The sequence below is a fragment of the Thainema salinarum CENA647 genome (genome assembly GCF_057732415.1).
Genome location: NZ_JBYJZJ010000022.1, coordinates 5249958 through 5265194 on the forward strand (window position 1 = coordinate 5249958; position 15237 = coordinate 5265194).

Here is a 15237-nt window from a genome sequence, read left to right on the forward strand (position 1 = left end):
CTCTACGCCACCTGTAATCAGACGAACCGTTCTAGCCTGTCAGCATCACAATAATGGCCGCAATCCCAGCAGCTGTCATTAACCCTGCTGGAAAAAATCGCTTGGTTTTGATCAATCGCCAAGCAAAAACGATTACTAACAGTACGGTAATAACCAGTGCAGCGGTTTCAGCCCAGGCAACACCATTGAGAGACAAAATACCGCCTGCAATCAGCAAAATCCCGCTAATTATGCCTGAAATCAGCGACGGTGTACTTTTGGCCTGGACATAGCCAATGATGCCGCCGACAAAGGTTAATACTCCGTAAACGATAGCTGCGATCGCACCTGCATCCATTTGATCCTCACCCAACTCGTTAACAAAACTTCAAACCAATTATCAGTTTTCAGAATCTCAGGAAAGCCTACCAGGAATTAGCTTCGCAAGCTCTCTAGCTAGGGATAGGAGATTGCTTTAGCCGAAAAAATTTTAGTTAAGGCTTGACCTGACCGCGAGATGCGATATAGTTCAAGTGTACTAATTGGGGACAAACCTCCACAATTGGATTCAGGGAATAACCAATGACAACAGCAACCCGACAGAGAAAGACTACCACAAGTAAAAGTGCGTCCTCTGCCTCAGAGAATTTGCCTAATTCTACCGAAACAACCCGCATCCTCGCCCTAGACGCTGGCAATTATGACCTCAAATTTTATGACGGCACCGGGCATCCCAAAGCGATTCGTTCGGTTCGCTATCAGTTGCCCAAAGGTCGCGATGCCGTTCGCTGTTCTGACGCTTCGCCGCTAATTGAGCTAGCCGACGGCAGCCGTCATCACTTTGGTGCCCAAGCCTACAAATATCGTCGTCAGCAGCAAACGGTGATTGAAAACAAAGTTGAACTGGCCCGTCTCCATCTCTACGCCTGCTTGGAGCCAATCAATGGTGTTGTTTCAGAATTTCCGTTGGACTTATACCTTTCAACGCCAGAACCCGCGAAGCATGGCAAAGCCATTCAAGAGCAGCTTTTAGGCAAGCACGAATTCGTCCGCAATGGTATTCAATTCAAGGTTGATGTCCAAACCATTACCGTCGCGCGGGAAGGTATGGGTGCCTACTATCACGCTAGAAAAGAAGGCCAAATCCCCGATAGCGGCTACACAATTGTGGTCGATATCGGCGGCGGCACTTGGCTAACGCGGTTGATTGATGCGGAAGGTGATGTAATCGATGAAAACGTGATGAATCGTGGCGGCACCTATGAGCTAGCGACTTCGATCAGCTTTGACAAGCGGTTAACGATGGCGCTCGGTACCAGTGCTGATCCCAGCATCGTGATGGACGGATTTCGGGTAAATCACGTTTACGCGGATACGGGTCTATCCTGGTCAGACTGGCTGGATGAGCATCTCGATCCGTGGTTCAAAGGTATTTTTCAAACGGTGAAAGCTCAGTACACGCCCTATATGGCGCGGGTGACCCGCTTCTTAGTGACAGGTGGCGGCTCCCATCTGATCACAGAGCGACTGGCGGGACGCAAGCTGTTTACTGTGATGGGCGATCCTCAGTTTGCTAATGTTCGTGGTTTATTTTTACTTTCTCAAGATACTCAGCTATGCATGACAACAAAGTAAGACTCAGCCGAGACGTAATTGAAAAAGCCGAGCAGATCGCCGCTGAATGGGGACTCAAAAATGCTCGCGCTGCGGTGGAAGCCGTCTTTCGCCGCTACTCCGATGATTACCTGTACGCCCGCACTCCTCAGTTTTCTGCTGGTGCGCCTGCGATGGGTGCTCGACCGATGCCATCAGCGCGAACTAGTGCTAGCACTGCTCCAACCTGTGAGGCCCTAGATGAACTGGATGATTTGATTGGTGCATAAGGTTCTCAACGAAAGAAGCCGGATGGTCACCATCCGGCTTCTTTTTGCTCTTAGGATTGTGGATTAATTAGTAGGAACACAGCATTGCCGTGTCCCTACCTTAAAGATTTCACCTTAATTAAATCCGCATTCCCTAGGAGCTTGGTAGACGCAAGCTTAATTGATATTGCAACTCTTCCTAGTGTGGTGCATTGCTGCGCGAATGCAATCTACGGAAAACTATTTGGCAGCTAGCCAGCGAGCGACATCTTTGGCGTGGTAGGTGAGAATCAAGTCAGCACCGGAGCGCTTGAAGCTGGTCATCGTTTCCATGACGACTTTCTCTTCATCAACCCAACCGTTGAGAGCAGCGGCTTTCACCATCGAGTATTCGCCCGATACGTTGTAGGCCGCAACGGGTAGATTCGAGGCTTCTTTCACCCGCCAGATGATGTCCATGTAGGCCAGGGCAGGCTTGACCATCAGCATGTCTGCGCCTTCGGCCACATCGAGTTCAATTTCTTTAATCGCTTCTCTGCCGTTGCCGGGATCCATTTGATAAGTTCTGCGATCGCCAAATTGAGGAGCCGAATCAGCCGCATCGCGGAAGGGGCCATAGTAAGCCGAGGCGTATTTGGCCGCGTAAGACAGGATGGGAATATGGGTAAATCCAGCTTCGTCTAAACCGGAGCGAATCGCCTGCACAAAGCCGTCCATCATGCCAGAGGGCGCAATGATGTCAGCACCTGCTTTGGCTTGGGAAACAGCGGTTTTCTTCAGCAGTTCCAGCGTTGGATCGTTCAGTACCCGTCCAGTCAAATCACCGACTTCCAAGTAGCCGCAGTGACCGTGGGAGGTGTACTCACACAGGCAGGTGTCCACAATCACGATCAGGTCAGGCACTGCCTCTTTAACCGCGCGGGATGCTTCCTGAACAATGCCGTGGTCGTGCCATGCGCCCGTGGCCTCTGTATCTTTATCGGCGGGAATGCCAAACAGAATGATGGCGGGAATGCCGAGATCGTAGACTTCCTTGGCTTCCTCAACAATCTTGTCGATGGAGAGCTGGTAGACACCGGGCATCGACTTCACTTCCTGAGCGATGCCTTCTCCGGCAACCGCAAACAGGGGATAAATCAAATCATTGGTGGTGATGATTGTTTCACGCACCATACGCCGGAGTTGAGGGTGGCTGCGGAGACGACGAGGACGCTGAATGGGGAACATAGTCTTTATCGATGAATTGAAAGCTGGCTAGATGACTTTGGATTCAATCCGGCGTTGCAGCACGGATGTTTATCAATACGTTTCTTAATCCATTAGTTAAGTCTAAGGGGTGAGATGACCGGAAATGCGTTGATTTTATTACGTTCTGTGAAGCAGATGGTAAGGAATGACGAGTAGAGAGTCAGGGGTATAGAGCGATCCGCATTATTCGATGTAACTGCGCAATATCGATAGTTCTTGACTCGTTATTGAGATGAGAGAGCATCTGCAATCTACGTTATTATCCTGACTAATTTTTATAGTGGCTCAGCTCCGGTTGGTATAACAACTTCAGCTTCTCCACCTGATTCCAGACCGCTGTAAAAATCGCCGATCCAGGGTAGTTGAGCGATGTCTTCAAAGCTGACGTAGCGTTGCTGATCAAGTTCTTCGATGCGCTTTTTCTCAGCGTAGATTTGCTGCTGATAGTACTGGCACAGCTCTAAGGCGGTGTCGCAGTCGGTTTCTGACCAAAGCTGGAGAAAGTAGCGGCAGCGCTTTTCGCACAGCGTCCGCTCCAAACAGGCCACCGCAGCCCGGATCACCAACGAACCGCGCAAGATGTCGCGCTTGCTCTTTTCATGCAGATAGAACAAATGCTGCACCTGATTGAGCTGATCGGGCAATTCTGCACAGCGATCGCGCAAGAGCATGACTAGATCGGCTCCGGCCCGATGGGGGTTACTGTCCTGCTCCAGTTCATCCTGGAGTTCTAAAATTTGCCGCCACAAGAACCGATGATGGGAAAAGTTAAACTGCAAGTCTCGCTCTTCCAGCGCTTGGGCGACATCTGCGCGAGAATCAGCTGCATGAATATAGAGCTGGAGCAGGGCCGCTTCGGCCTGTTCGAGCAGACTGATGGAAATGGCAGGTGGCGTTTTGTCTTCTGCGCCATCGGGAGCGCGGCGGCGCTTGCGCCGGACCTGCGCCAAAAGATTATCGGCCAGCAGCGGCACGAGCCGACTATCGCCCTGGCTGAACCGTTCGGCACATTGGCGAATGTAGTGTGTCCGCAAATCAGCGCTGGCAATGTCGGCCAAAAATGCCGTCACCTCACGGGTGGCTGAGTGGAAGTGATCAGCCTGCTTCAAATCTTTATCGACCAGAATGCGCTGAATCTGCCAATCTAGCCAGAGGGGGGCTTCCCGCACCAGCGCTTTATATTCCCCGGCTGAATAGTTCTGCAGATACTCGTCTGGATCTTTGCCATCGGGGATATTGAGAATCCGCAGCTGCACCTGGCCTTGATGAGCCAGATCGGCGACTTCGCCAATCGCTCGCTCCGCCGCTTTATTGCCAGCAGCGTCGGCATCAAAGTTGAGGATAACCTGCTTGGATTCGGTGTAGCGTAGCAGCTGCTTGACCTGCACCTTGCTCAACGCCGTGCCCAGGGCGGCCACCACATTTTCAATGCCGTTGGCGTGCAGGGCAATCACATCAAAGTAGCCTTCCACCACAATGGCGCAGTCAGCTTTTGCGATCGCAGTTCGGGCCTTATCTAATCCAAATAAGGTTTTACCTTTATCAAACAGTTCCGTTTCCGGGGAGTTGAGGTATTTCGGATCATCGCCGCTCAGCGTCCGTCCGCCAAAGCCAATCACCCGGCTTTGCAGATCGCGAATCGGAATCATAATGCGATCGCGGAAGCGGTCATAATAGCCATCACCATTTTTGCGCGGGATGATCAGCCCTGCTTTTTCGACCAGCTCGACCGGATAGTGTTTTTGTTCGACCAGATAACCATAGAGTGTCTGCCAGCCACCCGGTGCATAGCCAAACTGAAATCCCTGAATCGTAGCTTCGTCTAAATAACGTTCCTGTTCTAGATAAGCTAGCGCCGCTTTACCATCGGGCTGCCGCAGCGCATGTTCATAGAACTTGGCCGTTAATCCTAAAATCTCGTAGAGCTGTTCTCGCAGTGAAAGCTGGCGCTGGAGTTCCTGACGCTGCTCCGGCTCCATTGTCTGCACGGGCACCTGGTAGCGCTTGGCTAAATCCAGCACCACATCGCTAAATGACTGCTTATTCAGCTCCATCAGGAACTTGATGGCGTTGCCGCCAGCTCCACAGCTAAAGCAGTAGTAAAACTGCTTGGTGGGACTGACGGTGAAGCTGGGATTGCGGTCTTCGTGGAACGGACAAAGACCTAAGAAATCCTTGCCGCGCTTTTTCAGCACGACATGCTCCGACACCACATCGACAATGTCGGTGCGCTGCTTGACGAGTTCAACGGTATCGGGGTGTAGGCGGGGAATCTCCATAGGATTCCTTTGGCGAGAAGGATATAGTGTGGTTCTATTGTGTCGGAAATTCTAGCTGTAGGGTAGTAATTAATGAAAATTGTTATTTGAGCGCTAGTGATGGAGTAGCAAAAACCCGTTCACCGAGTCAGCAATCGTTGAAGTCCCTGCTTCAACTGTAATCGATATGTAGATCAAATGCACTGATTTCAGGCTTGGAATCTGGTTCAACGGCTAGCGATAGCGCAGCAGAATCCAGACGCCGACTAGCGCAATACAGACTCCTAAAATTGCTCGCAGACTAATCTTTTCACCAAATGCAGCGGCAATCGGCAGGATAAATAGAGGACTCGTGGAGCTGAGGGCCTGAGCGATGCCCGTAGCGGCAAATTTGAGTGAGATTTGCTGGAGCCAGATGGCTAGATAGGTACTGAAAAAGGCTGTGATTGCAACAATACCAAGTAATTGGGGCGAGCGGAATAGGGTTTGCGATCGCACTGGATGCCGTCGCCAAACGATCAGCAATAGAATCACAATCACCCCAGCCGCTAATCGTAGCAGAGTACTCCAAAGCGGGCTGGTATCGGTTTCTGCCAGTGCGGCTCGCGACAGCACTGCCCCGCTGGCCTGTCCAAGCGCTGCCAGGAAGCCAAAGATCAGACCGCGTCGGGTTTGCTGGCGGGTAGCGTGGAGTTCTGCCGGGGACTCAGCCGTACGTTCAGTAATCACCCAGGTGACGCCTGCAACAGTGAGAAGGATGCCCGTCCAGGCTTGCCAACTGAGGATTTCCTGGAGAAATATCAGAGCGATTAGGGCCGCAAGGGGTGGGGCAAGCGCTTCCATTAGCAGAACACGGCGAGCACCGAGGCAGTAGAGCGCTTCGAAGTAGGCGGTGTCTCCTAGGCCAATGCCAACGGCTCCGCTAATCAGCAGCAGGATAACGAAGGTGGGTTGTAGTCCGGCTCCGAGTTCATGACGGATGATCAGCGTCAGAAGGAGGAGTGCGATCGCAATTAGTCCTTTGAATAGGTTGAGTAGTAGGGGGGTGATGTGTGCGCCAAGTCGTCCGTAGATGGCGGAGGATGCGGCCCAGAGGAAGGCGGCGGTGAGGGCGGCGAGTTCGCCGATATAGTTGAGCAAGGGGTTTCCTCAGTGGGTTGGTTTTTTGGGTTGGTTTTTTGGGTTGGTTTTTGGGTTGGTTTTTGGATTGGTTTTTTGGGTTGGTTTTTGGGAGTTGGAGGTTGGGAGTTGGAGGTTGGTTCTGAGGGGACTAGCCCCCTCAGACTCCCCCACTGGTGCGTGCCGTCGCCCCAGGCCCCCACGGACGAGGTGATCGGTGAGTAGTCTCAATCGCTTCGCTTTGCTGGGGTGGATTGGGCGTTATTTGTGAGGACTGTTTTCGGTTTGGCAGAACGCCAAACCTATTAGCTCTAACAGAATGCTGTTGATGCTCAACGCGTTAACTTTTGGGGAGGGGTCTAGGGGAGGCAACTGTCTTCCAGCGGGGAGTTGGGGACAAGTGCTCCCACTAAACGGGTTTTGTCACAACAGATATCTGAAATCAGTGCAACAAGTTGTGCCACATACAGATACCCAAAATAAACACAACACCTCACAACAAGGGATCACTCTAAACCAAGAAGCAATGATTAAATCGGCAAAGTCGCGATCGCAACTTTAGAAATGTGTCGTGGTGTGGTTTGATTTTCAGTAAGGACTGATCCCAGTGCCTGCTCTCTCTATCATTCTGTAGAGGCTGAACTTAGCCCAGAGGGAGATACTAGATCCTCTAGAACTTTTGTCGTTCTATCCTCACAAGAATAACTATGACTGCAACGTCCGTTCGCTTCCCGATTAATCTTGATGCCTATAAGCCGCTAGAGCTTGATCCCAGCAATCCGGTGCTGACTGATGAGCAGCGGAACACCCTGAAGGCCAATATCCAGCTTTGCCGCGATGCCATCGTCTTTTTCACGGCAACGGGTGCAGCACGGGGCGTTGGCGGTCATACGGGTGGCCCCTACGACACCGTGCCGGAAGTGATGATTCTGGATGCGCTGTTCCGGGGTAATCCGGACAAGTTTGTGCCCGTGTTCTTCGATGAAGCGGGACACCGGGTGGCCACTCAGTATCTGATGGCGACAATCAATGGCGATTTGCCACGAGAGCAATTGACTCAGTATCGGGCGGCTCATTCAAAGCTACCGGGACACCCTGAACTCGGTTTAACTCCGGGTGTGAAGTTTAGCTCTGGTCGCTTGGGTCACATGTGGCCCTATGTGAACGGGGTTGCGATCGCAAATCCTGGCAAAACGACCTTCTGTCTCGGTTCGGATGGTTCTCAGCAGGAAGGCAACGACGCAGAAGCCGCTCGTCTAGCTGTGGCGCAGGGACTCAACGTCAAGCTGATCATCGACGACAACGACGTAACCATTGCCGGACACCCATCTGAGTACATTCCCGGCTTTGACGTGGCGTCTACGCTAGAAGGCCACGGTCTAAAAGTCCTAATCGGCGATGGTGAAGATATCGACGATCTCTACCGCCGCATTTGTGAAGCGATTAACACCGATGGCCCCGTCGCGGTGATTAATAAGCGACCCATGTGTCCCGGCATTGAGGGACTAGAAGGCTCCACTCACGGCCACGACGTAATTCCGCTCAAGCTAGCCCTTCAGTATCTAGAGCAGCGTGGCCTCAACGATGCGGTAGACTTTCTCAACAACATCGAGAAGCCCAAGGACGACTATCAGTTCCTAGGTGCAAGCGAAAACCGGGGTTCCAACCGGAAGGTATTCGGCGCAGCCGTCGTTTCCATGCTGGAAAAGATGAGCGACGAAGAGCGCAAAGCCAAAGTCATGTGTATTGACAGCGACTTGGAAGGTTCCTGCGGTCTCAATACCATTCGCGAAGCCTTCCCCGAAATCTACATCAAAGCGGGCATCATGGAGCGGGGTAACTTCTCCGCTGCTGCTGGTTTCGGCATGGCTCCCGGCAAGCAGGGCATCTTCGGCACCTTCAGCGCCTTCCTGGAAATGTGTATTTCCGAAATCACGATGGCGCGGCTCAACTACTCCAACGTCCTCTGCCACTTCTCCCACGCTGGCATCGACGACATGGCCGACAACACCTGCCACTTCGGCATCAACAACATGTTTGCCGATAATGGCCTCGATGACGGCTATGAAACCCGCCTCTACTTCCCCGCCGACGAGCATCAAATGCGCGCTTGCGTCGCCAAAGTCTTCCACGATCCCGGCCTACGGTTCATCTTCTCTACCCGTTCGTCTGTACCCAGCATCCTCACCAGCGACGGCAACACCCTCTTTGGTGAAGGCTACGAATTCACCCCTGGCAAAGACGAAGTAATCCGCGAAGGCACCGCTGGCTACATCGTCAGCTTTGGTGATGCGCTCTATCGCTCGCTGGACGCTGTGGAACGGCTCAAGCAAGAGGGAATCGACGTAGGTTTAATCAACAAGCCCACCCTCAACATGGTGGACGAAGAAATGATGGCCAAAGTGGGTGCTGCTCCCTTTGTCCTGGTCGTTGAATCCTTCAACCGTCGCACAGGTCTGGGTAGCCGCTTCGGCTCCTGGTTGCTAGAGCGCGGCTTGACGCCAAAATTTGCTCACCTTGGTACCCATGAAGAAGGTTCCGGCGGTCTCTGGGAACAGTTCTTGCATCAGGGTATTGATCCAACTGGCATCATGAAAAAGGTGAAAGAACTAGCGAGTTAGTTTTCTGGTTAATTATCAGTAGCTTGATATGTTATGAAGGACGCTGTGTCGTGGGATGCAGCGTCCTTTGCTTGTGTTTGATACGTTTGGGATTATTGTGAAAAACCCCTTTCGTGGGGGCGCTTGCCCCCACAACCCCGCTGGGAGACGGTTGCGTCCCCCAGACCCCCTCCAAAAAAATAACCTGTCAGTATCAACAGCCTTCTGTTGGGTTAACAGGTTCGGCGGAACGCCAAACCGAAGATAGTCCTCACAAGTAGCGTCCGATCGACACCTGCAAAGCGAAGCGCTGTGACACTACTCACCGATCACCTCGTCCGTGGGGGCCTGGGGCGACGGCACGCACCAGTGGGGGAGCCTGAGGGGGCTAGTCCCCTCAGAACCAACCTCTAACCATCTACAACCCAACCAAAAGAAAAGACCCAAGGAAATTAGTCCCCTCAGAACCAACCTCCAACCCCAAAAACCACCCCAAAACCACATTCCCAGCAGATTCCCTATAATTTGGTCAAATCTGCCATAAAAGCTAAATCAAACTATGACTGCAACTCCCAAAATCCTTGCCTTCGCGGGCAGCGCTAGAACCGACTCATTCAACAAAAAACTCGTCAAAGTAGCCGCCGCCGGAGCTAAAGCCGCCGGAGCCGAAGTCACCTACGTTGACCTCCTCGACTACCCAATGCCCCTCTTCAATCAAGACCTAGAAGCCAAAGACGGCATCCCTTCAGCCGTGCGCCAGTTCAAACAGCTTCTAAAAAGCCACGATGGATTTCTGATTGCCTGCCCCGAATACAACGGTTCGATCACGCCGCTGCTCAAAAATGCCATCGACTGGGCCTCCCGCCCAGAACCCGATGAACCACCACTGGGACTAGTCTGCTTTCGCGGCAAAACAGCAGCACTGCTAGCGGCGTCTCCCGGTGGACTCGGTGGTATTCGCGGCTTGGTTCATGTCCGCGCGATTCTAGAAGGCATTGGCGTCTTCGTCATTCCCGATCAAAAAGCCGTGCCTAACGCCTATCAAGCTTTTGATGAACAAGGACAACTGACTGATCAAAAACTGATGGATGGGGTACAAGGCATAGCCCATAAGCTCGTCGATGTTACCGCTAAATTGATTGCTTAATGTTGATTACTTGATGTTGATTTCTGAACTCATCACACACAAGGGCGTGAACCGCAATGGCAATTCGAATTCTGCTACAAACAACGCTGCTCCCAACCGATGTTAATGATTGGACAATTGCCCGGTTCTCCCTGCTGCAAAACTATCTGTCATCGCTGCAGGATGAACAGGGGCAACCCCTAGTGGCCGTAACAGCCCGCGATCGCAACCCCGGCTCTGATGGTAACGACCCGATTCTCAGCCAGCTTGACCGACAGGATTTTGACCAACTGTGGCTATTTGCGCTGGATATAGGTGATGGTCTTAGTTCAGACGACTGCGCTGGCATTACTCGCTTTCATCAGCAGGGCGGCGGCATTCTGACCACTCGCGATCATCAAGACATGGGCATTTCCATGTGTGCCCTACCGACGCTGGGCGCATTTCACTATTTTCGTACGCGCCAGATTGATCCTGATCCAGAGCGCTGCTGCCGCGACGATGCCTACACGCTCACGATTGACTGGCCCAACTACCACTCCGGCAGCAATGGCGACTATCAGACGATTACTCCCGTCGAGCCACTGCATGAGCTGCTCAAGCATCCGAGCACACCGGACGGTCGGATTCGCTTCTTTCCCGCTCATCCCCATGAAGGAGGCGTTGGCGTTACCGATCTGGACGATCCAGCAGTTCAAATTCTCGCCACAGGCACCAGTAAGGTGACAAATCGCCCGTTTAATCTAGCTGTCGCAGCGGATCATCGTCAAGATGCCGATGGTTACACACTAGGCCGCATGGTGGCGCAATCCACCTTTCATCATTTTGTCGATTACAACTGGGATACAAGCTACGGCTGCCCCAGCTTTGTCACCGAACAGCCCGGAAGTGGCATCCAAGAAAATCCAGCTGCGATCGCAGATATCCAAACCTACATCAAAAACCTAGTCCACTGGCTCCAACCCCCCAGCACCCACTAACCCACCCTCACCACCCACCAGTAACTATCAACCATTAACCATCAACCATTAACCATCAACCATCAACCAATAACCACCAACAAAAAAGGAGACACCAATTCCAGCATCTCCCCTCTTTCAAACAAATTGTTAGTAAATCCTAATTCCGCACCAGCCACTTCTGCGCATTGAGCCGCTGCAGGACATAGTGCACCATCAGATCCAGCGTCACCTTACGCTCATCCCCCATGAAATGCTCAAGGGTACTCGGCTTGGAACCCGAATCCGAATAGGCAAACAGCTTTGGCCCCTTGATATCCTCTTTCAAGAAAGCCACATTGAACTGGCGACGGCCACCTTGCCAGTGACCAATCACCTGCCAGAAAAAGCCGCTTTGCTCTGAACCGACGACCTCCAGCTTAGTGCGCTCAAAGTCGAGGTCAATATCATTCAAGCCTTCCTTCTTCAAAGCCTCAGACAGAGCAGGCATAAACTCTTCCGTAATGAAATTGGGAAAAGGCTTATCCTCAGGCGCGGGTGGCTTCTCTTTCTTCTTAGCCGCAGGTTTACCATCACCTGCTGCCGCAGGCTTTTTGTTTCCGGCTGCCGGAGCTTTAGCCGCAGGCTTTTTCGCAGCGTCATCGCCGCCTGAGCCATTGGCTTCAGCCGACTGCTTTGGATCCTTGGGAGTGTTTTCTTCTGCCATTGCTTACTCTTTCTACCGTTTCATCTAGATTTCAGCAACTGCCCGTTCGATCAATCGACGAGCCAGGGTTTGAATCCCCGTATGCTCATAGTAATTGGTTGACATGTCCAGGAAGGCTCCTAGATAGTCTAATTTGTCTTCGGATACTTCGACAAAGTTTTGTAAGTTACTGGCAATCTTTTGCGGCGTCAGGTTGTTGGACTGAACAAACTTGCCCATCCAACCCTTGGTTGAATCAAAGCTCTCATTGATGAAGCCGAGCTGCTTGTCCGCACTGTTGCCCGGAATCAGCTCCCGAATCTGCTTAAAGCCTGGATGCTCGTTTAGCTCTTTGGGATTGAGACGGCTCAGCGTATTCTGCGCCGACAAGATAAAGTTGGGGCCAAGGGGAATCAATCCGTCAAAGCTGACCAGCGCCGCCATCCGCATCAGGCTTTCGCCGCTGTAGTCCCCCAGGGATTTGACGAAATCGCCAATGCTGTCGCCCGGAATGCCGTTGATCTGGCAAAAGGCGACAATTTCCGTCACCAGCTTCAGCGCCAGGTCAATCGTCTGGGCTTTTTCCGGCTTGGGCGTGATTTTATCTAGAAAGCTGAGCAGTTTAACTTTTTCACCAACCTTGCCCGCAAACGCTGCCGTCCCCAACGCCCGCCCCGTGCTGTCGATGGTCTGATAGAGCCACAGCGCCCGCTGATAGCCCTGCTTTTTGTCGTTGAATAACCGGATGGCTCGCTCACCAATCTGCTGAATCAGCGCCTGATCGGTTTCGCCCGTCACGACCTTAATCGTGTTTTCAAATCCGGTCAGGTTCTCCCACTTGCCGGGAATAATCGCATCTAGCGATCGCAGTGCCAAAACAGTGATATTGCGCTCTGGCAGGTCATCAACCAGTTCAAAAATGGTTTTGCTCATAGGTGGAAATTAAGTAAAGAAAAGGAAGTAGACAAGGAAAAGGAAATTAGATAAGAAAGTAGAACGGATAGTCGATCAGAATGCGTCAAGGTCGCTTAGGAGGCCGAGGCGAGTTCTTCTAACCCTTGTAAATTAAACTGTTCCAGCCATGCTGCCCGGTCTTCAGCCGTGAATAAGCTGCCGCGAGATTGAACTTTGACCTGAATGCGATCGCTCACCAGTACCGCCGTGGAATTGCCCACTTCAGCGGCGGGATAGCCTGCAATTTCTAAATCACTGTTTTGAAACTTAGTGACGGCCTCTGGATTGAGGGCTGTATCGGATACAGAAAGCATGGCCACATCTTCGCCATTTTGCTTCAGCTTGGCCTCTGCAAAACCCTGCTTTTCCTGGGTATAAACTGTGTCGTATTCACCGGATGCTTCGGGAAAAAACTTATTGAATTCGCCGCCTGCAATCGGTTCCGCCGTGGCCGTGTCAGCAATTTGCTCATTCTTCGTTTCTTGCTGCACCTGATCCCAACGGGACTCTGGCTTGGTGCAAGCGGTAACCAGCAGCAGCACACTCAGGCACAGCGCCGTCAACATTCGATAATGCTTTTTCAACATAAACAGGTTCTCCAAATTCATCATTCAATCTGAGATTTCAAACGCTTAGGAGTGCGAATCAAATAGCCTGTCAATCGCTCTATCCGTAGGGACACGGCATTGTACTTGTTTAGCGTAGCTGTATGATCCCCCGCTGTCGCCGCCCCCTTAAAAAAGGGGCTATTCCAACTCTGGCTCAAAGTTCCCCCTTTTTAAGGGGAATTTAGGGGGATCTATGCAGAGTGTCGCGCTAAACAAATACACGGCATTGCCGTGTCCCTACCCCAAAGATTTCACCTGATTAAATCCGCTTTCCTTAACGGTGTCTATCCCAAAATTGCAACAGCCAAGTTGATTATAGATTTGGTTCTGGTGATGAAACCTGGAGATTTGGCTATTAAGCTCAGGTCGCGAATGTGCAATTTGAACCTAAATAGAAGCTGAAATTCCTGCGTCATAGAATTTTCAGGGGCTAACGGCTTTTGGGCTAATCCACGCTAGGGACTAGACAACAGGTATTCCAGAGCGTTTCCCTGTGATAGCATTTCTTTAATTTTTAACCCGTACTTAGTAGAGAGACTGATGCGACTGGCCGACTTCATTCTGGGGAACGTCGAACCCATCCTCGTAGAATGGGAATCATTTGCGCGCAGCCTCTCACCTGGAACGCAGATGACCAAGCTGGCCCTGCGTGATGCTGCCGAGGCAATCTTGCTAGCCACTGTGCAGGACATGCAGAGCGATCAGAACCTCGATCAGCAGGCCAGCAAGTCTAAAGGCTACGGTGGCGCTGGCGGCGAGGAGAGCGACCGCCTTGACCATGCCTCGAAAATTCACGGCGTGGAACGCGTGGAATCGGGCTTTGACATCATGGAAGTCGTGGCTGAGTACCGCGCCCTGCGGGCCAGCGTGCTCCGCATGTGGCGCGCGAGCCGCCCACAGCCCAACCTCAACGACCTCAACGACATCACCCGCTTCAACGAGTCGATCGATCAATCCCTCGCCGAAGCCATCAGCAGCTACACCAATCGCGTCGAGCAGTCACGCCGCATGTTCCTGGCGATCCTCAGCCACGACCTGCGTAACCCGCTGAACAACATCCGCACGGCTGCACAACTAGCTTCACGCACCACCAACGAAGACACGCCCTCTGCCAAAGCACTCTCGATGATCGAGAGGAATGCAGAGACAATCACCCACTTGACCCGTGACCTAATCGACTTTGCATCGACAGGGCTGGGTAGCGCGATACCGCTGACGCGCGGTTCGGTCGATCTGGAAAAACTAGGTCGCAAAGTCTTTGAGGAATTCTGCTTCACCTATCCGCAGCGCACGCTGCGCTTTCACCCAGAGGGCGACCTGACTGGTGACTGGGATGCGGCCCGACTCCAGCAGGTCATTTCCAATCTGATGGGTAATGCCCTACAGCACGGAGCGACCGAGGGGCCAATCGAACTTGCGATCGCAGCAGCAGGATCAACCGTGGTCTTGAGCGTGCATAATGAAGGGCCACCAATCCCGTCGGAAATGCTGACAATGATCTTTGATCCACTCATGCGCTACACTCAATCAGAATCGGCGACGCAAAAAGTTTCGAGCAGCATCGGCTTGGGACTATATATTGTGCAGGAGGTCGTTGTTGCCCACGGGGGCACAATAGCGGTCGCCTCGACGGCGCAGGAAGGCACAACATTTACCGTCCGCCTGCCACGAACTGCGCCTTGTTAACGCACTGTCGCGAATACGCTGCCACGACGGCGCGAGGTGTTTCGTTAGTAGTGACCAAATTTCGTTATATCAAGTCTGTATGAAAGAACCCAATTTATTTTTGTGGAACGTTTGCTGAGCAAACGTTTCACAAAAATAAATTATGGGTTTTCA

The 15237-nt window shown here is 52.2% G+C and carries 13 protein-coding genes; 6 read left to right on the forward strand and 7 right to left on the reverse strand.

Features of this window, described 5'->3' with window-relative positions; genetic code table 11:
- Nucleotides 1-31: 31 nt before the first annotated feature.
- On the reverse strand, nucleotides 32-352 hold the full coding sequence (locus tag AC286M_RS29720) for a TMEM14 family protein (RefSeq protein WP_488207824.1): 321 nt from the start codon (nucleotides 350-352) through the stop codon (nucleotides 32-34).
- Nucleotides 353-561: 209 nt separating this feature from the next.
- On the opposite strand from AC286M_RS29720, the gene AC286M_RS29725 reads away from it, so the two are divergent.
- Together AC286M_RS29725 and AC286M_RS29730 are read left to right on the forward strand one after the other, a co-directional pair.
- Nucleotides 562-1614 carry a ParM/StbA family protein gene (locus tag AC286M_RS29725; protein WP_488207825.1) on the forward strand — a complete coding sequence of 351 codons (1053 nt, stop codon included), beginning with the start codon at nucleotides 562-564 and terminating at the stop codon, nucleotides 1612-1614.
- Nucleotides 1596-1862 (forward strand): hypothetical protein, encoded by a 267-nt coding sequence (locus AC286M_RS29730; protein ID WP_488207826.1) that lies wholly within the window; start codon nucleotides 1596-1598, stop codon nucleotides 1860-1862. The genes AC286M_RS29725 and AC286M_RS29730 overlap by 19 nt, the downstream gene beginning before the upstream one ends.
- A gap of 219 nt (nucleotides 1863-2081) precedes the next feature.
- Here the strand turns inward: AC286M_RS29730 and hemB are convergent, their stop codons facing one another.
- From hemB to AC286M_RS29745, 3 genes are all read right to left on the reverse strand, one after another.
- Nucleotides 2082-3068 (reverse strand): porphobilinogen synthase, encoded by a 987-nt coding sequence (gene hemB, locus AC286M_RS29735; protein ID WP_488207827.1) that lies wholly within the window; start codon nucleotides 3066-3068, stop codon nucleotides 2082-2084.
- Nucleotides 3069-3364: 296 nt separating this feature from the next.
- Nucleotides 3365-5368, reverse strand: a complete 2004-nt coding sequence (dnaG, locus tag AC286M_RS29740; RefSeq protein WP_488207828.1) for a DNA primase — start codon at nucleotides 5366-5368, stop codon at nucleotides 3365-3367.
- A 213-nt stretch (nucleotides 5369-5581) separates the two neighbouring features.
- On the reverse strand, nucleotides 5582-6487 hold the full coding sequence (locus tag AC286M_RS29745) for a DMT family transporter (RefSeq protein ID WP_488207829.1): 906 nt from the start codon (nucleotides 6485-6487) through the stop codon (nucleotides 5582-5584).
- Between the two features lie 686 nt (nucleotides 6488-7173).
- Here AC286M_RS29745 and AC286M_RS29750 point away from each other — a divergent pair.
- The 3 genes from AC286M_RS29750 to AC286M_RS29760 all read left to right on the forward strand — a co-directional run bounded on the left by AC286M_RS29750 (nucleotide 7174) and on the right by AC286M_RS29760 (nucleotide 11172).
- On the forward strand, nucleotides 7174-9087 hold the full coding sequence (locus AC286M_RS29750) for a thiamine pyrophosphate-binding protein (RefSeq protein ID WP_488207830.1): 1914 nt from the start codon (nucleotides 7174-7176) through the stop codon (nucleotides 9085-9087).
- Nucleotides 9088-9625: 538 nt separating this feature from the next.
- A complete protein-coding gene (locus AC286M_RS29755; protein WP_488207831.1) occupies nucleotides 9626-10213 on the forward strand; it encodes an NADPH-dependent FMN reductase in 588 nt (195 codons plus the stop codon).
- A 56-nt stretch (nucleotides 10214-10269) separates the two neighbouring features.
- Nucleotides 10270-11172 carry a hypothetical protein gene (locus AC286M_RS29760; protein WP_488207832.1) on the forward strand — a complete coding sequence of 301 codons (903 nt, stop codon included), beginning with the start codon at nucleotides 10270-10272 and terminating at the stop codon, nucleotides 11170-11172.
- Between the two features lie 139 nt (nucleotides 11173-11311).
- Here the strand turns inward: AC286M_RS29760 and AC286M_RS29765 are convergent, their stop codons facing one another.
- From AC286M_RS29765 to AC286M_RS29775, 3 genes are all read right to left on the reverse strand, one after another.
- Nucleotides 11312-11857, reverse strand: a complete 546-nt coding sequence (locus AC286M_RS29765) for a DUF2996 domain-containing protein (protein WP_488207833.1) — start codon at nucleotides 11855-11857, stop codon at nucleotides 11312-11314.
- Nucleotides 11858-11881: 24 nt separating this feature from the next.
- Nucleotides 11882-12769: a hypothetical protein gene (locus AC286M_RS29770; protein ID WP_488207834.1), complete on the reverse strand. Its 888-nt coding sequence runs from the start codon at nucleotides 12767-12769 to the stop codon at nucleotides 11882-11884.
- 95 nt (nucleotides 12770-12864) lie between these two features.
- Complete coding sequence (locus tag AC286M_RS29775) at nucleotides 12865-13377, reverse strand: hypothetical protein (RefSeq protein ID WP_488207835.1); 513 nt, start codon at nucleotides 13375-13377, stop codon at nucleotides 12865-12867.
- Between the two features lie 690 nt (nucleotides 13378-14067).
- On the opposite strand from AC286M_RS29775, the gene AC286M_RS29780 reads away from it, so the two are divergent.
- Complete coding sequence (locus AC286M_RS29780; protein ID WP_488207836.1) at nucleotides 14068-15084, forward strand: sensor histidine kinase; 1017 nt, start codon at nucleotides 14068-14070, stop codon at nucleotides 15082-15084.
- Nucleotides 15085-15237 lie beyond the last annotated feature (153 nt).